Below are 21955 nucleotides of genomic sequence, written 5' to 3' on the forward strand. Positions count from 1 at the left end.
GGGGCGCTTCTGGAAGGACGCGGCAGCGTCGCGAGTCTTACGCCTCGACGCGCCGCGAGGGCCATGGCGTCATCGGCCTGGAGGTCGCGGGCGATCTCGTCGCGGCGGAGAGAAGGCGCTCCGCGACGTTCGCCGATCGGCGGCGGCTGTACAGGGCTGTAATGCGCGGCGCCGATGCGCGTCTCTGACATCGACGGCCAAACCACGGGAGAGAGACGTGACCACCTTCATGCGACGCTTCACGCGCCTTGGCGCGCTCCTCCTGTTCCCGGTCCTGCTCGCCGGATGCGGCATCAACGCCATTCCCACCAAGCAGGAGGCGGCCAAGGCGGCCTGGGCGAACGTGCAGGCCCAGTACCAGCGCCGGACCGACCTGATCCCTAATCTGGTCGAGACGGTGAAAGGCTATGCCGCGCAGGAGCGGACGGTCCTCACCCAAGTCACCCAGGCCCGCGCCTCGGCCACCCAGATCAAGGTCGATGCGTCGACCATCACCGACCCGGCTGCTTTCCAGCGCTACCAGGCGGCGCAGAACCAGCTCACCGGGGTGCTCGGGCGGCTCCTGGCCATCAGCGAGAACTACCCGGACCTGAAGTCCAACCAGAACTTCCTGGCGCTTCAGTCGCAGCTGGAAGGCACCGAGAACAGCATCGCCGCCACCCGCCGCGACTACAATGACGCCGTGCGCGACTACAACACCACCCTGCGCACCTTCCCCACCATCTTCTGGGCCAAGACCGCCTATTCGTCGGCCAAGCCGATGCAGCTGTTCGAGGCGACCGCGACCGCGCAGACCGCGCCCACGGTGAGATTTGCGCCTCCGGCGCCCGCCGGCCCCGCCGGACAGGCGCCGCCGAACGCGCCCACCAAATGACCGCCTGGGCGCGTGCGATCCTCGCGTCGGCGCTGGCGCTCTTCGCCGGCCTCGTCCTGGCGGCGAGCGCCGGCGCGGCGCCAAGCTTCCCGGCGCTCACCGGCCGGGTGGTCGATGACGCCAGCGCCCTGTCGCCGCAGACGCGCGCGTCTCTCGACGTGAAGCTGGCGGCGCTGGAGACCAAGACCTCGCGTCAGCTGGTGGTCGTCACCGTGCCCTCCTTGCAGGGCTATTCGATCGAGGACTATGGCTACCAGCTCGGACGCGCCTGGGGCATCGGCGAAAAAGGCCGGAACAACGGCGTGCTGCTGATCGTCGCGCCGAACGAACGCCGGGTTCGCGTGGAGGTGGGCTATGGCCTGGAGGGCGTCCTGACCGACGCCCTGTCGAGCGTGCTCTTGCAGGAGCGCGTCCTGCCCAAGTTCCGTTCCGGGGACGTCGAGGGCGGCGTCGTCGCTGGCGCGGACGCCCTGATCGACCAGCTCTCCTTGCCGGACGATCAGGCGAGGGCTCGGGTCGCCGCCGCGGCTCAGCCCGAGCCCAAGGGCGGCGCCACCTCGGTCCCCATCATTGTCCTTGTGCTGCTTGGTCTTTGGGTCGTGCTGGGCCTGTTCGGGACGATCACCGGTCGCCCGGGGCACCGGATGGATCTCTGGCTGCTGCCGCTCCTGCTGCTCATGAGCGGCGGCGGCCACGGACGGCGCGGTCGTGGCGGTGGCGGGGGCTTTCGCGGCGGCGGCGGCTCGTTCGGCGGCGGCGGCGCCTCAGGGAGCTGGTAGGATGTTGCTGAGCCCGGAAGATCATCTGCGGATCGAGCGCGCCATCGCGGCCGCCGAGGCGACCACCCGCGGCGAGATCGTCTGCGCCGTAACCGAGGAAGCGGCGACTTACGCGGAGGTCCCGCTGGCCTGGGCGGCCATCGTCGCGCTCGTCCTGCCACTGCTGCCGCTCGCCGCCCTGGGCGCGCTGCGACACGCCGGCCTGCCGGCGCCCGGCTGGGCCCGGCCGCTCATCGGCGTCCACCTCGACGTGGTCACCGCCGTCACCGGCTTCGTGTTCGTCCAGTGCACGCTGTTCATCGCGGCCTTCGCCATCGCCTCGATCCCGGCGATCCGGCGGGTTCTCACGCCGAGGGCGATCAAGCAGGCGCAGGTCCGGGCGCGCGCCTTGGAGCAGTTCGTCGCGCGCGGCCTCGGCCGGACCGCCGAACGGGCCGGGGTATTGATCTTTGCGTCGCTGAAGGATCGCCAGGTGGAGATCCTGGCTGACACCGGGATCGACGCGCGCGCTGACGTCGGGGCCTGGACGGAGGTCGTCTCCGACCTCACCGCCGGCGTTCGCGCCGGCCGGCCGGCGGACGGGTTCATCGCGGCGATCGAGCGCGCCGGGCGGCTGCTCAGCCGGCACTTTCCGGCGCGGGGCGACAACCCGAACGAGCTCCCCGATGGGCTCGTCGAGCTTCCGGCAAGCTGAGCGGCTCATGGCGGGTGTCCGACAAGCGCCAGGGCGGCAGGGATCGCGCAAGCCGCGCTCCGGGCTGGCCGGGCCGGCCTTTGCCTGTCGGCCCGGTCTGGAGGCCTTGATCGCGACGCCCCACGCGCGCGGCCTGAGGACCAACAACCCATTTGAGATCGGCGCGGGCTGGCGGGCCAACCTGACCCACGGTCGGCTGTTCTACGAATTTGGCGAAGGCGCGACCTCGGCGGCGGCGCTGAGGGTGGCCGTGGAACGCGCCCGCGCGGAACGGCGTCCATGACGTTTGACGCCGACGCCAGGGGCACGGCGCGAACGGCGCCCGAGGTCTCAGCGCCGCCCGGGACGAGCGCCGGAGCGCCTTCAGCCTCTTCGGGGCGGGAAGCGCGCGGCCTGCTCGCATCCCTTGGCCCAGGCCTCATCACCGGGGCGGCGGACGACGACCCGAGCGGCATCGCCACCTATAGCCAGGCCGGAGCCCAATTCGGGCTCAACATGCTCTGGACCATGGCCTTCACCCTGCCGCTGATGGCGGCGGTCCAGATGATCAGCGCCAGGATCGGCCGGGTGACCGGGCGCGGGCTGGCCGCCAACCTGGCCCGCGTGTTCCCCCGATGGACCGTGACCGCCCTGGTGGGCCTGCTGTTCGTCGCCAACACGATCAATATCGGCGCGGACCTCGCGGCCATGGGCGCCGCGGGCCGGCTCGTGCTGGGCTGGGGACAGCACACGTTCACCCTGCTCTTCGGCGCGGCTTCGCTGCTTCTGCAGGTGTTTGTGCCCTATCATCGCTACGTCCGCTTCCTGAAGTGGCTGACGCTCGCGCTGTTCGCCTATGTCGGGGTCGTGTTCGCCGTCCACATCGACTGGATCGAGGTGGCCCGTCGCACCTTGCTGCCGCAGGTGTCCCTGGACAGGGGGCTGATGACCGTCGTGGTCGCGGTGTTCGGCACCACCATCAGCCCCTACCTCTTCTTCTGGCAGAGCTCCCAGGAAGTCGAGGATCTCGAAGCCGATGCGACGGCCGCCCCGCTTATCGAGAAGCCCGCGCAGGCCCCGGCGGCGCTCAGGCGCATTCGGTGGGACACCCTGGTCGGCATGGCGTTCTCCAACCTGATCGCCTTCTTCATCATCCTGACGACGGCCGTGACGCTCCACCACGCCGGCCGGACCGACATCCAGACCTCGGAACAGGCCGCGGCCGCCCTTCGGCCGATCGCGGGCGACCTGGCCTTCATGCTGTTCAGCCTGGGCATCATCGGCACAGGGCTGCTCGCGATCCCGGTCCTGGCGGGCTCGGCGGCCTACGCCGTCGCCGAGGCGCGCGGCTGGAAGACGGGCCTGGAACATAAGCCCAAGGCGGCGGCCGGCTTCTACGCGGTGATCGGACTCGCCACGGCGCTCGGCTTCGCCTTGCATGACTCGCCGCTCGATCCGATCAAGGCGCTGTTCTGGAGCGCGGTCCTCAACGGGCTGATCGCCGTCCCGATCCTCGTCGCCCTGATGATCGTCGCAAGCCGCCGCGCGGTCATGGGCGACTTCACCGCCAGCCTTCCTCAGCGAATCCTGGGATGGGCCGCCACCCTGGTGATGGGTGCGGTGGCGATCGGCATGTTCGTGGCCGGCTAGTGTTCGGCTCGGCGCCTCTCGGACGGTCACCGTCCGCCGGGCGCTGTTCGGACGCCGGAACGGGGCGCCTGTTGCGCTAGGTCAATTCGCAGGCCCGCGGTTTGCGCGAGGGTCTTGCACACACAGAGGGGCGAGCCATGAGCGCCAGCGACGATCCGATGCAGACCAGCCGCACGCCGTCGGACGGCGGTTCGCCGCCGCCCAAGCGCACGCCCACGCCGGAAAAGCCGCAGGGTCCGTATTTCGGCCGAAGGCTGGCGATCGACATCGCCTATTTCCTTCTCGCGGGCCTCGCCGTCATCTCGATGCAGCGGTTCTTCGGCGGCGGGGAGAGCCATGAAAAGGTCGTCCCCTACAGCGAGTACCGGCAGCTGGTCGCCAAGGGCGCCGTCACCAACCTGGTGGTCGGGCCGACCCGGATCACCGGTGAGTTCGCCAAGACGAATCCCAAGGCCGCGACCCAGCACTTCACCACGATCCGGGTGGACCCGCAGGTCGCCCAGGAGCTGAGCGCCAAGAACCTGAAGTTCTCCGGACAGCCGGAGCCGGGCCCGCTGCAAACCCTCATCTCGTGGCTGATGCCGATGGCGGGCTTCGTGCTCCTCTGGCTTTTCGTCATGCGGCCGATGATGACCCGCGGCGCCGGCATGATGGGCGTCGGCAAGAGCCACGCGAAGGTCTACGCCGAGACCGCGGTGAAGGTGACCTTCGCCGACGTGGCCGGCGTCGATGAAGCCAAGCAGGAGTTGACGGAGATCGTCGGCTTCCTGAAGGACCCGCAGACCTACGGCCGACTGGGCGCCCGCATCCCCAAGGGCATCCTGCTGGTGGGTCCGCCCGGCACGGGCAAGACCTTGCTGGCCCGCGCCGTCGCCGGGGAAGCCGGCGTGAAGTTCTTCTCGATCACCGGCTCGGAGTTCGTCGAGATGTTCGTGGGCGTCGGCGCCGCGCGCGTCCGCGACCTCTTCGAGCAGGCCCGCGCCCAGGCCCCTTCGATCATCTTCATCGACGAGCTGGATGCGCTGGGTCGCGCCCGCGGTATCGACGCGATCGGCGGCGGCGGGCACGACGAGAAGGAGCAGACGCTGAACCAGCTCCTCGCGGAGATGGACGGGTTTGATCCTACCGGCGGCACCGTGGTCCTGGCGGCGACCAACCGGCCGGAAATCCTGGATCCGGCCCTGCTGCGCGCCGGACGTTTCGACCGCCAGGTGTTGGTGGATCGGCCCGACAAGAAAGGCCGCTCGGATATCCTGGCCGTCCACCTCAAGAAGATCCGCACGGCGGCGGATCTGGACCGTGACACCATCGCGGCCCTGACCCCCGGCTTCACCGGCGCAGACCTCGCCACCTTGGTGAACGAGGGCGCGCTGGTCGCCACCCGGCGCGGCGGCGAGACCACCACGCTCGAGGATTTCAACCAGGCCATCGAACGCGTGGTCGCCGGGCTGGAGAAGAAGAGCCGGATCCTGAGCCCTCACGAGCGGGAGATCGTGGCCCACCACGAGCTCGGCCACGCCTTCGTGGCCATGGCGCTGCCGGGCATGGACCCGGTCCACAAGGTCTCAATCATTCCCCGCGGCGTCGGCGCCCTGGGCTATACGATCCAGCGGCCGACGGAGGACCGCTTCCTGATCAGCCGCTCCGAGCTCTTGTCGCGCATGTCGGTGCTGCTGGGCGGTCGGGCGGCCGAGCGCCTGTTCTTCGAGGATGTCTCGACCGGCGCGTCCGACGACCTGGCGCGGGCGACCGACATCGCCCGGGACATGGTCGCGCGCTTTGGGATGACGGCGGAACTCGGCCAGGTCGCCTATGAGCCGGAGCAGACCACATTCCTGAATCCGCAGACGCCGACGTGGCGGCCAAGGAACTACGGTGACGGCACGGCCGAGGCCATCGACCATGCTGTGAAGGCGCTGGTCGACCAGGCCTTCGACCGGTCGATGAAGGTCCTGGCGGCGAACCGCAAGCCGCTCGAGATCGCCGCCCAGCAGCTGCTCGCACGCGAGACGCTGGGCAAGGACGACATCGAGGCGATCCGCAAGACGGTCACGCCGGAGCCCTCGGCGGCCGCGCTGAAGGCGATCCCCGGCGGCCGCGCTGGGCGCCAGCGGGAGGATCATCCCGCATGATCGATGTCGATACCCCGTTGCGCCTGCTCGCCGGCGTGGGCGTGACCTTCCTCATGGGTTTGGAACGGTCGCGCCGGATCCCGTCCGTGGGGGCCCGCACCTTCGGTATGATCGGCTTGGCGGGTGCGACGGCGGCGCTCACCTCGGTTCACTACGGCGGCGCAGATCCCGCCCTGCTCGGACGCGTGCTGCAGGGCGTGCTGATGGGCGTCGGCTTTGTGGGCGCCGGCGTAATCATGCACCGAGCCTGCCGGCAATCGCTACACGGCGTGACCACCGCCGCGGCGATCTGGGTCGCCGCCCTGGTCGGGTTCGCCGCCGGCCTTGCGGACTGGCCGCTCCTCGTCGGCGCGGCGGTCCTGTCGATCCTTCTCCTGATGCTTCCGGAGCCCCTGCAGGCGGGCGGGCGATCCAAGGCCGCGCCGAGGGCTGACCAGGGTGGCTGACCGGAGGGCGTTGCGCTTGATCAAGGCCTCGCCGATTGGCGGGGACGATGCTGAAATCCTATCGGAGGCGATCATGGCCCATACCCGCCCAGATGAGTCCACGGCAGGCGGCTGCTCGCGCGCCAAGTGCGATCCCGTGGCCGAAGCCGGCGTCGAGTCCTTTCCGGCCAGCGATCCGCCGGCCTGGACCGAGGGCCGGCGGCCGGACCCGGCCGAGGCCGCGGCCGGTTGCTGCTGCGATCGCCCGCCCGCGAAGACCTGAGAGGCGGGCGATGAAGCTCGTCGTCTTCGAAGCCGCCGAGTGGGAACGCGACGCCTGCCTGCGCCTTGAGCCGAACCACCAGGTCCGCTGCACGGCGGAGCGGTTGACGCCGACGCTCGCGCGCCAGTACGCCGACGCCGAGGTGGTGACCACCTTCATCAAGTCCGAACTCACCGCCGCGGTGATCGCAGCGCTCCCCGACCTCAAGCTCATCGCCACCCGCTCCACCGGCTACGACCACATCGACCTGGGCGCCTGCGCCCGGCGCCGCGTCGCCGTCTGCAACGTGCCGGACTATGGCGACCCCACCGTGGCCGAGCACGCCTTCGCCCTGCTCCTGGCCGTCTCGCGGCGGATCGTCGAGGCGGCGACCCGGACTCGGGCCGGCGACTTCGGGATGGAGGGGCTCCGCGGGTTCGACCTCGCGGGCCGGACGATCGGGGTTGTCGGCGCGGGCCGCATCGGCCGCCGGGTGATCCAGATCGGGCGAGGCTTTGGGATGACGGCTGTGGCGGTGGACGCCACGCCTGACGCGAAGGCCGCCGCGCGCCTGGGCTTCGAATACGTCAGCCTTCCCGAACTCCTTCGCCGGTCCGACGTGGTCAGCCTGCATGTCCCCGGCGGCTCCGCAACCCGTGACCTGATCTCGGACGCCGAGTTTGCACAGATGAAGCCCGGTTCGGTGCTGATCAACACGGCGCGCGGCGGCGTGGTGAACGCGTCCGCCCTGTTGCGCGCCCTCAAGGGTGGACGCCTGGCCGGCGCGGGCCTCGATGTGCTGTCCGAGGAGCCCCTGCTGCGCGAGGAGGCGGAGATTTTCCGCCTGGATGCGCCCTTGTCGCCGGGCCAACTGCGCGAGCTCGTGGCGGCGAACGTGCTGATCCGGCAGCCGCACGTCGTCGTCACCCCGCACATCGCCTACGACACGCAAGAGGCGCTACACCGCATCCTGGCGACCACGCTTAGCAACATCGAAGCTTTCGCCCACGGCGCCCCGACCAACCTTGTGCGATTGCCCAGCGCCGCACCTTGAAGGAGGAGATCGGACGATGACGCGCCACAAGGAAGCGATCGCCCAGGTGCGGGCGCCGCCTGCCGCCGTCTTCGCGCGGCTGGACGACCAGACGCGGCTCGGGGGCCACATGGAGAAGCCCTCGCTGATGATGGGCGGCGGGCGCATGACCTATGCGTTCGACGCGGAGAAGGGTAAGGCGGTCGGATCGCACATCCGCATGGGCGGCAGCGCGTTCGGGCTGAAGCTCTCCCTGGACGAAATGGTGACTGAGCGGGCGCCGCCGCAGCGCAAGGTCTGGCGCACGGAAGGGCAGCCGAGGCTGGTCATCATCGGCCCCTACGAGATGGGGTTCGAGGTGCGCCCGGTGGCCGGTGGGGCCGCGCTGAAGGTCTGGATCGACTACGATCTCCCGCCCAGGGGAATCGGTCGGTTCCTGCCCAGCCTCGGCGACGGCTACGCGCAGTGGTGCGTGGGCCAGATGGTCGCCGACGCCGTTACCGCCTTCGGGCGTCTCGACCCAACGGCCGCCCCCTCAGAGGCGAACGCCCCGCAGCCTGAGCGCGTTGCTGACCACCGAGACGCTGGAGAGCGCCATGGCGGCGGCCGCGATGGCGGGCGAGAGCAGCCAGCCGAAGACCGGATAGAGCACGCCAGCAGCGATCGGCACGCCCGCCACATTGTAGAAGAAGGCGAAGAACAGGTTCTGGCGGATGTTGCGCATCACGCCGCGCGACAGCCGCCGGGCCTTGACGATGCCCTGCAGGTCGCCGCTCAGCAGGGTGACGCCGGCGCTTTCGATGGCGACGTCGGCCCCGGCGCCCATGGCCACGCCCACCTCGGCGGCCGCCAGCGCCGGGGCGTCGTTCACTCCGTCCCCCGCCATCGCCACCTTGCGCCCCTCGCGGCGGAGTTTCTCGACCACGGAGGCCTTGTCCTGCGGCAGGACCTCGGCTTCGACCTCGTCGATGCCGAGCTTGCGCGCGACCGCCAGCGCGGTGGTGCGGTTGTCGCCGGTCATCATCACCAGGCGCACGCCCTCGGCCTTGAGCGCTCGCACCGCGTCCGGTGTGGTCGCCTTGATCGGATCGGCGATCGCGAACACGCCGGCCACCTTGCCATCCACGGCGCCGAAGATGGCCGTGGCCCCCTCGCCCCGCAGGGCCTCGGCGTCCGCCTCTAGGGCCGCGGTATCGATCTCCTGCTCCTTGAAGAACTTGCCCGAGCCCAGCACGAGCCGGTGGCCATCGACGACGCCGAGCACGCCTTTGCCGATAGGGGAGTCGAAGTCACTTGGCTCCGAAAGCGTGAGCTTCCGGTCCGCAGCGGCGCGCACGATCGCGTCGGCGAGGGGGTGCTCGCTGCCGCGCTCCAAGCTGGCCGCGAGCCGCAAAAGCTCAGTCTCCTCGAACCCCGGAGCCAGGCGGATCGCGGTGACGGCCGGACGGCCTTCCGTGAGGGTGCCCGTCTTGTCGATGACGATGGTGTCGATCTTCTCGAAGCGCTCCAGGGCCTCGGCGTTCTTGATCAAGACACCGGCCTGAGCGCCACGGCCCACGCCCACCATGATCGACAGCGGCGTGGCCAGGCCGAGGGCGCACGGACAGGCGATGATCAGCACCGACACCGCGGCGACCAGGCCGAAGGCGAATCGCGGTTCGGGCCCGACCATCGCCCAGACCGCGAAGGCGACCGCGGCCACCAGGATGACGGCCGGCACGAACCAGCCGGAGACCAGGTCGGCCATCCGCTGGATAGGGGCGCGGCTGCGCTGCGCCTGGGCGACCATCTGTACGATCTGCGAGAGCAGGGTGTCGGCGCCGATCTTGTCCGCGCGCATCACGAACGAGCCGGTCTTGTTGATCGAGCCGCCGATGACCTTGGCGCCGGCCTCCTTGGTGACGGGCATGGACTCGCCGGTCACCATCGACTCGTCGATCGCCACCCGCCCATCCAGGATCTCGCCATCCACCGGCACCTTCTCGCCGGGTCGGACGCGCAGCCGGTCGCCGACCAGGATCGTGTCGAGGGTCACTTCCTCGTCGGACCCGTCGGCTGTGACCCGGCGCGCGGTCTTCGGCGCGAGGTCCAGCAGCGCCTTGATCGCGCCGGAGGTCTGTTCTCGGGCCCGCAGCTCGAGAACCTGGCCCAGCAGGACCAGGACCGTGATGACCGCTGCGGCCTCGAAATAGATGGGTACGCTGCCGTCCGCCCGGCGGAAGGCCGGCGGGAACAGGTGCGGCGCGAGCGTGGCGACCACGCTGTAGGTCCACGCCACGCCGACACCCATCGCGATCAGGGTGAACATGTTCAGATGGCGGGTGACGAGCGACTTGGCGCCGCGCTCGAAGAACGGCCAACCGGACCAGAGCACGACGGGCGTGGCGAGCGCGAACTGGATCCAGGCGGAGGTCTGGCCGCTCAGGCGCATCATCAGGCCGGTCAGGTGCCCGCCCATTTCGAGGGCGAGCACTGGCGCCGCCAGGACGAGACCGACCCAGAACCTTCGCGTGAAGTCGGTCAGCTCCGGGTTTGGCGTGTGCTCCGCCGTCACCAGCTCGGGCTCGAGGGCCATGCCGCAGATCGGGCACGACCCCGGTCCGACCTGGCGGACCTGGGGGTGCATGGGACAGGTGTAGATGGTCCCGGCCGGGGCAGGCGCCGCGGGTGCCTTGTCCTTGGCGAGATACTTCGCGGGCTCGGCCACGAACTTCGTGCGGCAGCCGGCGGAACAGAAGAAGTAGGGTGCGCCGCCGAACTCGGCGCGGTGTGGCGTCGTTCCCGGGTCCACCGTCATGCCGCAAACCGGGTCGAGGACCTTGCCAGTCTGAGGGGCGTGGTCGTCGGCCGCAGGATGATGGTGGCCGTGGCCATGAGCGGGGTGCGAGGAAGGGGTGTTCGGCATGGCCGCAGGTGCTCCGCAACGAGTGGCGTCAGGTATACCCCCTCAGGGCATATTGTCAAATACCCGGAGGAGGGTATAATCCCGCCCACGAGGGAGGCCGCGCTTGGACCACAACGATAAGCCGAAGCTGCTCAATCGCCTCAGCCGCATTGAAGGGCAGGTGCGGGGCGTCGCCCGCATGGTCGACGAGGACCGCTACTGCATCGACGTGCTCACCCAGCTTCAGGCCGTCCGCGCCGCGCTGCGGCGGGTGGAGGCCGAAGTCCTCAAGGACCACCTGGACCACTGCGTGACCGGCGCGCTGGTGGATGGCGACGAGGCAGAGCGCCGAGCCAAGGCCGCAGAGCTCATCGCCGTGCTGGACCGGGCGCTGACCTAGCCGCAGGCGGTGATGGAGCGGGACTTTGTCGTCTCGCCGTAATGTTGTCGGGCGCGCGCGTCATTCCTTCTGCACCATCACTTTTCTCTTGGAGATCTGGATATGCGCCCTACTGTTTTCGTCGCCCTGGCCGCCGCCGCGGCCCTTGTCGCCGGCCCGGGCTTCGCCCAGCCAGACCATGACGCCCACCACCCCGCCACGGACGCGAAGCCCGCCGCGGCAGCGCCCGCTCCGGGCGGCGGCATGGCGGGCATGAGCCAGGCCGACATGCACAAGATGTGCATGGGCATGATGGGCAAGGACATGGCGCCTAAGGCGGTCCACGAGCACAGCGGTGAAAAGAGCGGCATGGCCATGGGGCCGAACGGCAAGCCGCTGTCGAAGGATGAAATGGCTGCGATGCATGAGAAGTGCGCGGCCATGATGTCAGACGAGCACGCGGCCGCGCCGCCCAAGTAGGCCGATCGGGAGCGCGGGGCCTCCAGGCCCTCGCGCGGGGGTTCAGCGATTGTCGGCCTGGCGCGAGAGTTGTTCGGCCAGGCGCCTGCGCGCCCGATAGACGCGGGTTTCGATGCTTTTGGCCGACAGGCCCAGAACATCGGCGGCTTCCTTGTGCGACAGGCCCTCGATCACGGTGAGCAGCAGCGGTTCCTTCAGGCTCCGCGGGAGCTGCGCGATCGCCTGGTCGAGGATCGCCAGCGTTTCCCGTTCGATGAGCGCGTCGTCGGAGAGCGGCGCCGGGTCGCGCCAGGTCGGCTCGGCCGCCTGCTCCTGCAGGGATTCCCCGAACAGCCGCCGCCGCAGCGCGATCCGGCGTCCGCGGTCCCGCGCCTTGTTGATGGCGATCGTGCGCAGCCAGGCGCCGAACGGTCGCTCGGGATCATATCGGCGCAGCGCGCCCCAGGCGGCCACAAAGGCCTCGTGCGCGGCCTCCTGCGCCTCGTCGGCGCTGCCCAGGTAGCGCCGCAACAGCCGAAACAGCGGTTCCTGGTGGCGCCGCACCAGTTCTGCGAACGCACGATCGTCGCCGTCCGCCGCCAGCCGCGCGAGCTCGGGATCCGTACGGTCGCCCGCCGGCTTCACGACGGGTCTTCGGTCAGCGCCCTTGACACGGTGTCGTCGAACACCGCCGCCTGCGTCGGCGTCAGCACCTGCCGCATGGCGAGCACGTGCAGGATGCTCTCCTTCTGCAGCTCGCCCATGGCGTAGTGAAAGCGGTCGATCGCCCGCTGAACGTCAGGCGAATAAGCGTGACTCTGCTGGATGGCGCGCGCCAGATCGGCGTTCGCGGCCCGCATCTCGGCCTCCAGCGCCTTTCGCCGCACGGCGTAGGTCTGTTCAAGCCCGGAGATGCGCTGCTTCTGCTCGGCCGTGAGGTCGAGCTTGTCGTGGATCAGCTGGTGCAGGGGCGGCGCGGGGTGCATCCGCGCCGTCACGTACTTGGCCGCCCCGAATGCGCCGGCCCCGGCGGCGAGGGCGGAGAGGACGATCGTGAGGACGAGGCTGCGGGCGAGGCTCACCCGCGCCCCTCGAGCAGCGTCGATGGGGCAAGATGCGGGGCGGCGGAGAAGGTGCTGAACTGGCGCGGCTCCGCAGCGGCGGTCACGGCCGCCATGCCGCCGGCGGTGAGGCCGATGGCCACCGCAAAGCTCACGGAGGCGAGGCGGACCGGCGCCAAGGTTCTGGACCGGCGACTTTCCTCGCGCTGGGTCGCAATCCCTGCGAGCACCGTCCGAGCGAAGCCCGGAGGTATGGAGACCTCAGCCGCTGATAGCCGTCCAAGCAGATGGTCCAGGTCGTCCGACATCGCGTTCCTCGCGCCTTGCCTCTTGCTTATACGCGGCGCGCGGAGAATTCCCGCAACTGCGACGGCGAGCCGCTAGCCGCCGTGTTGTCGCAACCAGTCGCGCAAGTCCTGGATACCCTTCGTGTTCTCCTCGATGGTCTTCTGAGCCATCTGCTTGGCCTGGGCGTCGGCTCCATGCTGCAGCACCGTTCTCGCCATCTCGATGGCGCCCTCATGGTGGGCGATCATCTTCTTGGCGAAGGTCGCGTCGACGCTCCCCCCTTGGCGCTCATCATCTCCGTGTTCATCTTCTGCATCGACGCCATGAAGTCCTTGTCGGCCATCGCCATGGGCGAGCCGCCCATGCCCTTCATGGCGTGCGCGCCGCTCATCCTGCTGTGATCCATCGGCGGCTGCGCGGACGCCGCTCCGACGCCTGCGCACAGCGCCGAGGCCATGCCGAGTGCAGTCAAAGTCGGCCTCATCTTCTGAAATCCTCAACTGGTTGAGCAGGACCCGCCGGAGGCGGCCCAGGTGTGTTCTTAAGCGTTGAGCCCGTTGATAGTTGCGGAACAGCTCCGGAAAATCGACTGCCTTCCAGCCGCCGGAGTGTTGCCTGCCCTGTCGGCAGACAGGCCCGACGCAACAAGTTGAGGGAAGAGCGCCACCTCGTCCGTATTGCCAGGAGGAGACGGGGACAGGATCGGATGAATATCGGCCGGGCGGCCGCCGCCTCAGGCGTCACCGCCAAGTTGATCCGCTATTACGAGGAGATCGGCCTCGTGCGGCCGGCCGGACGCACGCCCGCGAACTATCGCGACTTCGACGAACGCAGCATCCACGAGCTTCGGTTCATCCGCGTCGCGCGCAGCCTGGGCTTCAGCGTGCCGGAAATCGCCGAACTCCTGTCCCTGTGGCGCGATCCGAGCCGCGACGCCGAGGCGGTGCGCACGATGGCCGATGCGCGGGTCCAGCAGCTCGAGGAGCGCGCCGCCGGGATGACGCAGATGGCCGAGGCGCTGCGCGCCCTGGCCGCCTCCTGCGCCCAGGGCGAGCGGCCGCAACACCCGGTGCTCGGGCCGTCGCCGCCCCGGCCACCGGCTACTTGATCGCCAGGACCTGATCCCCGGCCGCGTTCAGCGTGAAGGTCACGGTGGCGCCCTTCTTCACGTCCTTCAGCAGGTCCGGCGTCGCCTTGAACGTCATGGTCATGGCGGGCCACTTCAGGGCGGCGATCGGGCCATGATGGATAGTGACGGTTCCGGCCTTGGCGTCTACGGCCTGGACGACGCCGGTCCCTTGCGGGCCGGCCGGAGCCGCGGCGGCGGCCTCTGCGCCGTGGTCATGATCGGCATGCTGCGCCAGCGCCGGCGTCGCCAATGAGAGCGCAGTCAGCAGGGAGACAAGGAGTTTCATGGGGCCTCGGGTCGCGAGCGCGCCAAGCTGGCGCGGGTCAAATGGTATACGCCGCAGACGCGGAAATCCCTCGGAAGGGCGGCCCGCCCAAACGACCGTCTCAGCCGCTGGTGGTCGGGCGTCGCCCAAGCACACGGCGGACGTCGTGCGAGAGCCGGATCCACAGCAGGACGACGCCCGTGAGGACGATCACGAGCGTCAGGCCGGCCGCGATCACGATCACCGGGTGATTGTAGGTCCGCGAGTCGCCGAAGTTCATGATGTGGATCTGGTAGAAGAAGTCGTAGAGGCCCCAGAGCGACGAGCGCCGGCTCAGCACCTCGCCCGTGAAGGCGTCGAGGTAGAGGCGGGTGTGTTCCGTATCCGAGAAGCTCGCCTGCCATAGAGGCCCGCTGACCTGCGCCTCCTTCGGGGCGGTCTCCTTGTAGACGACCGCCTGCAGCCGGCCGGCCCCGCGGTAGGCCTGCTGGGCGTATGTCTGGGCCTCGGCCTTGGTGATCTCGTCGATGTTCTCGCCGGTGTAGGCGTTCCACCAGCCCTCGCTGCCGGCCGCCGACTTCAGCACCCAGATCGGGCCGCGGGGCGTGTTCTTCAGCGTCGCGCTCCCCACGTCGGTCATGTCCGCGGTCGCCAGCTCCTTCTCCAGAGGCACGAGGCGCTTGAGGTCGATGGGCGGCAGGACCGGCGCGGCGAGGTGGTTGTCCCCGTGCACCCGCTCGATCGGGATGGCCGTCATGATCAGACCGCCGAGGACCCAGCCGAGGACCTGGATGCCCACGACCAGGGCGATCCACTTGTGGAATTGCAGCGCCACCCGAAGCATGTGCTTCCCCCCTTGTATTGTCTGGTGTCCGCCGCGCCTTACAGCGCCGCGACGGGCTCGAGCATTCCGAGGATCGCGACCAGGATCAAGACGGCCATGCCTAGCACCGTCTCGAGCGCCACGCTGATGCGCAGCGCCTGCAATGAGGGCTGGGCCGCCTCGGCCGTCAGGGCGCGTCCGAGGACGGGCGTGTGCGCGAACCGATTGCGCGCGGCGAGGAGAACCATGCCGCCGAAGGCGGCGAGCTTCGCCAACAGCAGAAGTCCATAGGCGGTGCTGAAGAGGCCCGCCAGGTGCGTGGGCCCGACCAGGAACCAAGTGTTGACGAGGCCGGTCGCCACGATGACGGTGACCACCGCCGAGCCCACTCCGGAGAAGCCTTCCAGCGCCTCGTGCAGAGCCTTCGCTCCCGGCCCCTCCAGCTGGGCAGGCCTCGCCAGCAGGACGGCAAAGGCGACCAGGGCGCCGATCCAGACGCCGGCCGCGAGCAGGTGAAGGAGGTCGGCAAAGAGATGGATCCATCCGCCCGCTCCCTCGGTGGCGGCCCCATGGCCGTTCCACGCGAAGCTCAGCAGGACGACGGCGCCCAGGCCGCTCAGCAGGAGCCAGAGCGGCCGGCCAGGCTTCAGCACCGCTGCGGTGACGAGCGCCAGGACCGCCGCCGCCAGTCGCGCGAGGACCGCGAAGCCCATGGCGCTGTCCGTGAGAACCCCCGTCAGCATCTCCGGATCGGTCGCAGCGGCCGCATCGCCCGCCATCATGGCGGTTTGGGCGCATAGATAGAGGCCCGATCCGAGCAGCACCACGAAGGCGGCGCCGCCGGCCAGGGGACGCGCCCACGACAGGCCGGCGCCCTGCGCCGTCGCGCTCGAGGAGCGTGCGTAGGTCAGGAAGAGCGGCGTCCCAAACAGCGTCGCGGCCGCGATATACTGCGCGACGCGCGTCAGGATGATCGCCGTTTCCATCCCGGTCAGCGGACGGTGAAGTTGACCTTGCCTTCCATCTTGTGCGTGTCGGCGGCCACCGCCTGCCAGTGGACGGTATAGGCGCCGGTCGACAGGGCTCCCTTGGGAGTCACGATCATGGTGACGCCGTCCTTGGCGACGGTCGCCTTCACCGGCATGGCCATGTTGTTCATGGCGGGCATCATTAGGTGCGCGGTCGAGAACTTCGGCTGCAGCTTCTCGCTGAATTTCAGGACGATCTGCTTGGGCGCAGCGACGGTGGCGCCGTCAGCGGGTATCGCGCTCACCAGCTTGGCGTGAGCCTGGGCCTGCGCCGCCGTCAGGAGGGCGATCGCCGCCGTCGCGGCCGCAAGGTGGAATTTCGTCATCGTCGGGCTCCTCGGCCTCACGCCGAGGCCACGATGCCTATACGCCCAGGTCGGGCAATTCCCTCACGAACACGCGAACCGCCGAAAAGTGCGCCCGATGGGCCTACAATGTGAGGGACAGTCCAGCCCTCGCGCGTATTGATCGCACAACGCTTCGAACGCTCGCCTCCCGGGTCGTCCTCATGTCGCAATTCGATCGCCGGCAGTTGCTCCGCGGCGCCAGCGTCCTCACCGCCTCAGCGGCCATGTCCAGCCTGGCCCCGACGCTCGCCTGGGGCGCCACCGGCCCGCAAAGCGTCCTGCCGGAACTGACCGGATCGGACATCAAGCTGGTCATCGCGCGGTCGCACATCCTCATCGACGGCAAGGCTGGCCATGCGGTCACCGTCAACGGCAGCCTGCCGGCCCCGCTGCTACGTCTCAAGGAGGGCGAGCGGGTCCGCATCTCGGTCACCAACCAGCTGGACGAACCGACCTCGATCCACTGGCACGGGGTCCTGGTGCCACCGGCCATGGACGGCGTGCCGGGGGTCAGCTTCCCGGGCATCAAGCCCGGCGAGACGTTCGTCTACGAGTTCCCGCTGATCCAGAGCGGCACCTTCTGGTACCACAGCCACTCCGGCTTCCAGGAGTTCGAGGGGCTCTACGGCCCGATCATCATCGAACCCAAGGCGCCGGATCCCGTGGCGTTCGACCGTGAGCACACGGTCATGTTCTCCGACTACAGCTTCATCCACCCGCACGTGGTGTTCGACAAGCTGAAGCAGCAGAGCGGCTACTGGAACTTCCAGAAACAGACGTTGGCGGGGCTGCTGGCGGGCCGGGACCAGACGCTCCGCGAACGGATCGCCTGGGCGAAGATGCTCATGGATCCGACCGACATCTCTGACGTCACGGGGGCCGCCTCGACCTTCCTCGTGAACGGGCACGGGCCGGGCGACAACTGGACCGGCCTGTTCAAGCCGGGCGAGCGGGTGCGGTTGCGGCTCATCAACGCCGCCGGCCAGATGGTCTTCAACGTCCGCATCCCGGGCCTGAAGCTGACGGTGGTCTCGGCCGACGGCCAGAATGTCCGGCCCGTCGAAGTGGACGAAATCCAGATGGGCAATGCCGAGACCTACGACCTGATCGTGACGCCGCAGGATCAAGCCTACACCCTGGTGGCCGAGGCGGTGGACCGGTCTGGGCTCGGCCGCGGCACCTTGGCCCCGCGACCCGGGATGAGCGCGCCCGTGCCGCCGCTGCGGCCACGGCCGCTCGCCACGATGAAGGACATGGGCATGGACATGGCGGCCATGGGCCATGGCGGCGGCGCCTCGATGCCTGGCATGGACATGTCGTCGGCGCCGGGGATGGCGGCCCCCAAGCCGCGCGGCTCCGATGCTATGGGGGATATGGGCGGCATGCAGATGTCCATGCTGGACCCCTTGAATGCGCCGCAGGTGAAGCTCGGGCCGGGGGTGCAGATGATCGCGCCGATGCCGCAGGACCGCACCGGCGACCCAGGCCAGGGCCTCGAGAGCGTCGGCCACCGGGTGCTGGTCTACAAGGACCTCGTGGCGCTCGAGCCCAACCCCGATCCGCGGACGCCGTCGCGCGCCCTGGAGATCCGGCTCACCGGCAACATGGAGCGCTTCATGTGGGGTTTCGACGGCCGGAAGTACTCGGAGACGACGCAGCCCTACAGCTTCCGCAAGGGCGAGCGGGTGCGGGTGACGTTGGTCAACGACACCATGATGGCCCACCCCATCCACCTGCACGGCCACTTCTTCGAGCTGGCGTCGGGACCGAAGGGCCACCGCCCGCGCAAGCACACGGTGATCGTTCTGCCGGGCGGGAAGGTGGCGTGGGACTTCACCGCCGAGCCCGGCGACTGGGCTTTCCACTGCCACATGCTCTACCACATGCACGCCGGCATGTTTCAGGTGTTCGCCGTGCGGCCGCTCGAGGGAGCCGCCGCATGATCCGGCCCGTCTTGCTCGCCCTCGTATCCTCGTTCGTCCTCGCCTCCGTCGCGAACGCCCAGCCGATGGATCCCAACATGCCGGGCATGGCGATGCCGAAGACGCCGGCGAAGGCCAAGCCGGCCGCGAAGCGGAAGGCGCCCGCAACGCCGGCCAATCCCCACGCCGGCCACGACATGTCGACCATGCCGCCGGCTCAGCCGGCGATGCCGAAGGCGGGTGGCGAGACCGCCGATCCTCATGCCGGTCACACGATGTCGACGCCGGCGGCGCTGGGCGCCGCGGCGGAGAGCCCGCACGCCGGAGACGAGATGCCGGCCGAGGCTGCGCCGGCCGAGGAGGCCATCCCCCAGACCCCGCCGCCCCCGCCGCCGACGGACCATGCGGCGGATCGCGACTACGACCCCGCAGCCATGGCCGCGGCTCGAACGCTGCTGCAGCATGAGCATGGCGACGTCCGCTACTCCAAGGTCATCGCCAAGCTCGCCGAATATCAGTCGCGCTCTGGACCGGACGGCTACCGCTGGGACGGTCAGGCGTCCTTCGGCGGCGACGTGAACCGCCTGGTCTTCAAGTCCGAGGGCGAGGGCACGCGCGGCGAAGGCGTCGAGGCGGCCGAGCTGCAGGCGCTCTATTCGCGGGCGATCACGCCCTTCTGGAACCTGCAGGCCGGGGTGCGCCAGGACTTCAAGCCGCACGACCGCACCTACGCCACCGTCGGCGTGGAAGGCCTCGCGCCCTACTGGCTGGACGTCGAGGGCGCGCTCTTCGTCTCGACCCAGGGCGAGGTGCTGGCCCGCGCCGAGGGGACCTACGACCTGCGCCTGACCCAGCGGTGGATCCTGCAGCCCCGCGCCGAGCTCAACTTCGCCGGCCAGGACACCCGCGCCACGCGGACCGGCTCGGGCCTCTCCAACGCCGAGCTGGGGCTGCGCCTGCGCTACGAGATCCGCCGTGAGTTCGCGCCCTACATCGGCGTCTCCTACGACCGTCGCTTCGGCAAGACCGCCGACTACGCGCGCGCGGCCGGCGAGGATCCGGAGGCGACGAGTTTCGTGGTCGGCCTGCGGGCGTGGTTTTGAGGCGATTGCAGTCTGCGGATAGCGGGACCCATTTCCGATCCCTCGTCGCTTAGTTCTCGGTTGCGCCAGTGGCGCCAGCCGAGGACCGACTCATGCACGACAGGCCCTACGTCCGCTTGGCGGCCATGGCCGCGCTGCACTTCGCAGCTATGTTCGCGCTGATGTACGCGATGGTGGACCGCGTCGCGAACGTCCTGCCGAATCTGAATCAAGCCTACATGGCGGCGATGATGACCGCGCCGATGCTGATCTTCGAGCTCCTGCTGATGGGCTCGATGTACCCGCAGAGGCGGCTGAACCTCGGCCTCGGGGGAGCTGGACTCGCGATCCTCGTCGGGGCCTTTGCCGCGACCCCCGCCCAGTCAGCCATCGGCGACGCGCAGTTCCTGCGCTCAATGATCCCGCACCATGCGGGGGCGCTCCTGATGTGTAAGCAGGCGCGCCTGCGCGACCGGGATATCCGCGCCCTCTGCGCGACGATCACCCGCGGCCAGCAGGCCGAGATCGACTGGATGAAAGCCAAGCTCCTCGCCACGCAGGGCGGCCGTCCAGCACCGCCGCCGCCGAAGGTCTGAGCCTGCGGCTCACGGCGTCGAGATGCGGGCCGATCCTTACGCAGTCTCTTACACAGAAGGCTCGACGCATGAAGAAATCGCTGTATAATCAATCCGCTCACCCAGACATGTGTGACTCAAAATCTGCTTTCCGCGAGGGAGTGCTGGTTCGAGTCCGGCCTGGGGCACCAATCTTCCAACTCGAGGCGCCGCTGCGTCAGCCCGGCTTGCCCGATCCCTTGCATGACGCCCCGTCGACAATTCACTTCCAGCGGCATGACCCGATCCGCCGTCGACTTCGCCCGCATGCCCACCCTGGGCGACATCGCCCGCTATCACGCCGAGCAGCGGCCGGACGCCCTCGCCCTGGTGTTCGAGGGCCGCGAGACCACCTTCGCCGACTTCCACCGCGGCTCCGATCGCGCCGCCAGCGCCCTCGCCGCCGAGGGCCTGAAGAAGGGCCAGCGGATCGCCTATTTCGGCAAGAACAGCGACCACTACTTCGAGCTCCTGTTCGGCGCCGCCAAGCTCGGCGTGGTCATGACGCCGATCGGCTGGCGCCTGTCGCCGGCCGAGGTCGCCTACATCGTCCAGGACGCCGAGGCGCCCCTGCTGTTCGTCGGTCCGGAGGTCATCGGCCAGGTCCCCGCCGTTCTCGGCGAGCTGACCGCCAAGCCTAAGGTCGTCGCCCCAGGAATCATAGCGATGGAGCCGGGCGAGGGCGGCTATCCCACCTACGAGGCCTGGCGCGACGCCGCGCCCGCCGATTTCGCCCCGCCGGCCATCACGCCCGAGGACGTCGCCGTCCAGCTCTACACCTCCGGCACCACCGGCCGGCCCAAGGGCGCCATGCTCACCCACAAGAACATCCTCGGCGGGCGCCAGGCGGCGGCCGAGGCGGGGCTCGAGTGGAACACCTGGGGCCCCGACGACATCAGTCTCGTCGCCATGCCCGTCGCCCATATCGGCGGCACCGGCTGGGGCATCGTCGGCCTGATGAACGGCGCCAAGGGCGTCGTCGCCCGCGAGTTCGATCCGATGAAGGTGCTCGACTACATCGAGCACGACCGGGTCTCGAAGATGTTCATGGTGCCGGCGGCGCTGCAGATCGTCGTGCGTCAGCCGCGCGCCCAGACCGTCGACTTCAGCCGCCTGAAGTACATCCTCTACGGCGCCTCGCCGATCCCGCTCGACCTGCTGCGCGAGTGCATGACCGTCTTCGGCTGCGGCTTCGTCCAGCAGTACGGCATGACCGAGACCTGCGGCACCATCGTCTACCTGCCGCCGGAGGACCACGACCCGGCCGGCAATCCGCGGATGCGCGCCGCCGGCGTGCCCATGCCGGGCGTCGAGATCAAGATCATCGACGAGGCCGGCAAGGCCGTGCCGCCCGGCGTCGTCGGCGAGGTCGCCACCCGCTCGGTGGCCAACATGCCCGGCTACTGGAAGCTGCCCGACGCCACCGCCTCGACCATCGACGCCGAGGGCTGGCTGCGCACCGGCGACGCCGGCTACCTCGACCAGGACGGCTATCTCTTCATCCACGACCGGGTGAAGGACATGATCATCTCCGGCGCCGAGAACATCTATCCGGCCGAGGTGGAGAGCGCGGTCTACGGCCATCCGGCCGTGGCCGAGGTCGCCGTCATCGGCGTGCCGGACGAGAAGTGGGGCGAGGCGGTCAAGGCCGTGGTCGCCCTCAAGCCCGGCGTCGAGGCCGACGCCGAGGACATCATCGCCTTCGCCCGCACGCGCATCGCCGGCTTCAAGGCGCCCAAGAGCGTCGACTTCATCGAGGCCCTGCCGCGCAACGCCTCGGGCAAGATCCTGCGGCGCGAGCTGCGCGAGCCTTACTGGGCCGGCCGCGAGCGGCGGGTCAACTGAC

The 21955-nt window shown here is 69.5% G+C and carries 24 protein-coding genes and 1 pseudogene; 16 read left to right on the forward strand and 9 right to left on the reverse strand.

All coding sequences use genetic code 11. The features are described from left to right. Positions 1 to 229 precede the first annotated feature (229 nt). From DJ017_RS06185 to DJ017_RS06220, 9 genes are all read left to right on the forward strand, one after another. Positions 230 to 874 (forward strand): LemA family protein, encoded by a 645-nt coding sequence (locus DJ017_RS06185; protein ID WP_111529994.1) that lies wholly within the window; start codon positions 230 to 232, stop codon positions 872 to 874. After that, complete coding sequence (locus tag DJ017_RS06190) at positions 871 to 1653, forward strand: TPM domain-containing protein (RefSeq protein WP_111527888.1); 783 nt, start codon at positions 871 to 873, stop codon at positions 1651 to 1653. The genes DJ017_RS06185 and DJ017_RS06190 overlap by 4 nt, the downstream gene beginning before the upstream one ends. A 1-nt stretch (position 1654) precedes the next feature. Then, positions 1655 to 2347: a TPM domain-containing protein gene (locus tag DJ017_RS06195; RefSeq protein WP_111527889.1), complete on the forward strand. Its 693-nt coding sequence runs from the start codon at positions 1655 to 1657 to the stop codon at positions 2345 to 2347. After that, positions 2319 to 2630, forward strand: a complete 312-nt coding sequence (locus DJ017_RS20250; RefSeq protein WP_165830541.1) for a hypothetical protein — start codon at positions 2319 to 2321, stop codon at positions 2628 to 2630. Before DJ017_RS06195 ends, DJ017_RS20250 begins: the two co-directional genes overlap by 29 nt. Continuing rightward, a complete protein-coding gene (locus tag DJ017_RS06200; protein ID WP_111527890.1) occupies positions 2627 to 3976 on the forward strand; it encodes an NRAMP family divalent metal transporter in 1350 nt (449 codons plus the stop codon). The genes DJ017_RS20250 and DJ017_RS06200 overlap by 4 nt, the downstream gene beginning before the upstream one ends. A gap of 137 nt (positions 3977 to 4113) precedes the next feature. Beyond that, entirely contained in the window at positions 4114 to 6108 is a 1995-nt protein-coding gene (gene ftsH, locus DJ017_RS06205) for an ATP-dependent zinc metalloprotease FtsH (RefSeq protein ID WP_227000045.1), read from the forward strand. Beyond that, the gene (locus tag DJ017_RS06210) at positions 6105 to 6554 is read left to right on the forward strand and encodes an MgtC/SapB family protein (RefSeq protein ID WP_111527891.1); all 450 of its coding nucleotides are present in this window, start codon (positions 6105 to 6107) and stop codon (positions 6552 to 6554) included. Before ftsH ends, DJ017_RS06210 begins: the two co-directional genes overlap by 4 nt. Before the next feature lie 16 nt (positions 6555 to 6570). Beyond that, positions 6571 to 6816, forward strand: a complete 246-nt coding sequence (locus DJ017_RS06215) for a hypothetical protein (RefSeq protein WP_111527892.1) — start codon at positions 6571 to 6573, stop codon at positions 6814 to 6816. A 10-nt stretch (positions 6817 to 6826) separates the two neighbouring features. Continuing rightward, a complete protein-coding gene (locus DJ017_RS06220) occupies positions 6827 to 7849 on the forward strand; it encodes a hydroxyacid dehydrogenase (protein ID WP_111527893.1) in 1023 nt (340 codons plus the stop codon). Between the two features lie 514 nt (positions 7850 to 8363). Here DJ017_RS06220 and DJ017_RS06230 read toward each other — a convergent pair. Then, positions 8364 to 10733, reverse strand: coding sequence for a heavy metal translocating P-type ATPase (locus tag DJ017_RS06230; protein ID WP_111527894.1), 2370 nt, complete (start codon positions 10731 to 10733; stop codon positions 8364 to 8366). Between the two features lie 103 nt (positions 10734 to 10836). Here DJ017_RS06230 and DJ017_RS06235 point away from each other — a divergent pair, with 103 nt between their 5' ends. Beyond that, positions 10837 to 11112 carry a metal-sensitive transcriptional regulator gene (locus tag DJ017_RS06235; protein ID WP_111527895.1) on the forward strand — a complete coding sequence of 92 codons (276 nt, stop codon included), beginning with the start codon at positions 10837 to 10839 and terminating at the stop codon, positions 11110 to 11112. 102 nt (positions 11113 to 11214) lie between these two features. After that, positions 11215 to 11571 carry a hypothetical protein gene (locus DJ017_RS06240; protein WP_111527896.1) on the forward strand — a complete coding sequence of 119 codons (357 nt, stop codon included), beginning with the start codon at positions 11215 to 11217 and terminating at the stop codon, positions 11569 to 11571. 42 nt (positions 11572 to 11613) lie between these two features. On the opposite strand, the gene DJ017_RS06245 is transcribed toward DJ017_RS06240, so the two are convergent. The 4 genes and pseudogenes from DJ017_RS06245 to DJ017_RS21030 all read right to left on the reverse strand — a co-directional run. After that, complete coding sequence (locus DJ017_RS06245) at positions 11614 to 12195, reverse strand: RNA polymerase sigma factor (RefSeq protein WP_111527897.1); 582 nt, start codon at positions 12193 to 12195, stop codon at positions 11614 to 11616. After that, positions 12192 to 12632: a Spy/CpxP family protein refolding chaperone gene (locus DJ017_RS06250; RefSeq protein WP_111527898.1), complete on the reverse strand. Its 441-nt coding sequence runs from the start codon at positions 12630 to 12632 to the stop codon at positions 12192 to 12194. Before DJ017_RS06250 ends, DJ017_RS06245 begins: the two co-directional genes overlap by 4 nt. Continuing rightward, a complete protein-coding gene (locus tag DJ017_RS06255; RefSeq protein WP_111527899.1) occupies positions 12629 to 12919 on the reverse strand; it encodes a hypothetical protein in 291 nt (96 codons plus the stop codon). Before DJ017_RS06255 ends, DJ017_RS06250 begins: the two co-directional genes overlap by 4 nt. Before the next feature lie 72 nt (positions 12920 to 12991). Next, positions 12992 to 13159 (reverse strand): annotated as a pseudogene (locus DJ017_RS21030) (DUF305 domain-containing protein); the annotation flags it as partial. A 446-nt stretch (positions 13160 to 13605) separates the two neighbouring features. Here DJ017_RS21030 and DJ017_RS06265 point away from each other — a divergent pair. Then, complete coding sequence (locus DJ017_RS06265) at positions 13606 to 14007, forward strand: MerR family DNA-binding protein (protein WP_111527901.1); 402 nt, start codon at positions 13606 to 13608, stop codon at positions 14005 to 14007. Here DJ017_RS06265 and DJ017_RS06270 read toward each other — a convergent pair. The 4 genes from DJ017_RS06270 to copC form a co-directional block, all read right to left on the reverse strand. After that, complete coding sequence (locus DJ017_RS06270; RefSeq protein WP_111527902.1) at positions 14000 to 14314, reverse strand: copper-binding protein; 315 nt, start codon at positions 14312 to 14314, stop codon at positions 14000 to 14002. The genes DJ017_RS06265 and DJ017_RS06270 overlap by 8 nt on opposite strands. Before the next feature lie 100 nt (positions 14315 to 14414). Then, a complete protein-coding gene (locus DJ017_RS06275; protein ID WP_111527903.1) occupies positions 14415 to 15137 on the reverse strand; it encodes a PepSY domain-containing protein in 723 nt (240 codons plus the stop codon). Positions 15138 to 15175: 38 nt separating this feature from the next. Further along, entirely contained in the window at positions 15176 to 16102 is a 927-nt protein-coding gene (gene copD / locus DJ017_RS06280) for a copper homeostasis membrane protein CopD (RefSeq protein WP_111527904.1), read from the reverse strand. 5 nt (positions 16103 to 16107) lie between these two features. After that, positions 16108 to 16470 (reverse strand): copper homeostasis periplasmic binding protein CopC, encoded by a 363-nt coding sequence (copC, locus tag DJ017_RS06285; protein WP_111527905.1) that lies wholly within the window; start codon positions 16468 to 16470, stop codon positions 16108 to 16110. A gap of 182 nt (positions 16471 to 16652) precedes the next feature. Here copC and DJ017_RS06290 point away from each other — a divergent pair, with 182 nt between their 5' ends. From DJ017_RS06290 to DJ017_RS06305, 4 genes are all read left to right on the forward strand, one after another. Further along, a complete protein-coding gene (locus tag DJ017_RS06290) occupies positions 16653 to 18434 on the forward strand; it encodes a copper resistance system multicopper oxidase (RefSeq protein ID WP_111527906.1) in 1782 nt (593 codons plus the stop codon). Further along, positions 18431 to 19516, forward strand: a complete 1086-nt coding sequence (locus tag DJ017_RS06295; protein WP_111527907.1) for a copper resistance protein B — start codon at positions 18431 to 18433, stop codon at positions 19514 to 19516. Before DJ017_RS06290 ends, DJ017_RS06295 begins: the two co-directional genes overlap by 4 nt. Positions 19517 to 19641: 125 nt before the next feature. After that, the gene (locus DJ017_RS06300) at positions 19642 to 20091 is read left to right on the forward strand and encodes a DUF305 domain-containing protein (protein WP_111529996.1); all 450 of its coding nucleotides are present in this window, start codon (positions 19642 to 19644) and stop codon (positions 20089 to 20091) included. 255 nt (positions 20092 to 20346) lie between these two features. Continuing rightward, positions 20347 to 21954: a fatty acid--CoA ligase gene (locus DJ017_RS06305; RefSeq protein WP_111527908.1), complete on the forward strand. Its 1608-nt coding sequence runs from the start codon at positions 20347 to 20349 to the stop codon at positions 21952 to 21954. Position 21955: the final 1 nt, after the last annotated feature.

Source organism: Phenylobacterium soli, assembly GCF_003254475.1.
Lineage (GTDB): Bacteria > Pseudomonadota > Alphaproteobacteria > Caulobacterales > Caulobacteraceae > Phenylobacterium > Phenylobacterium soli.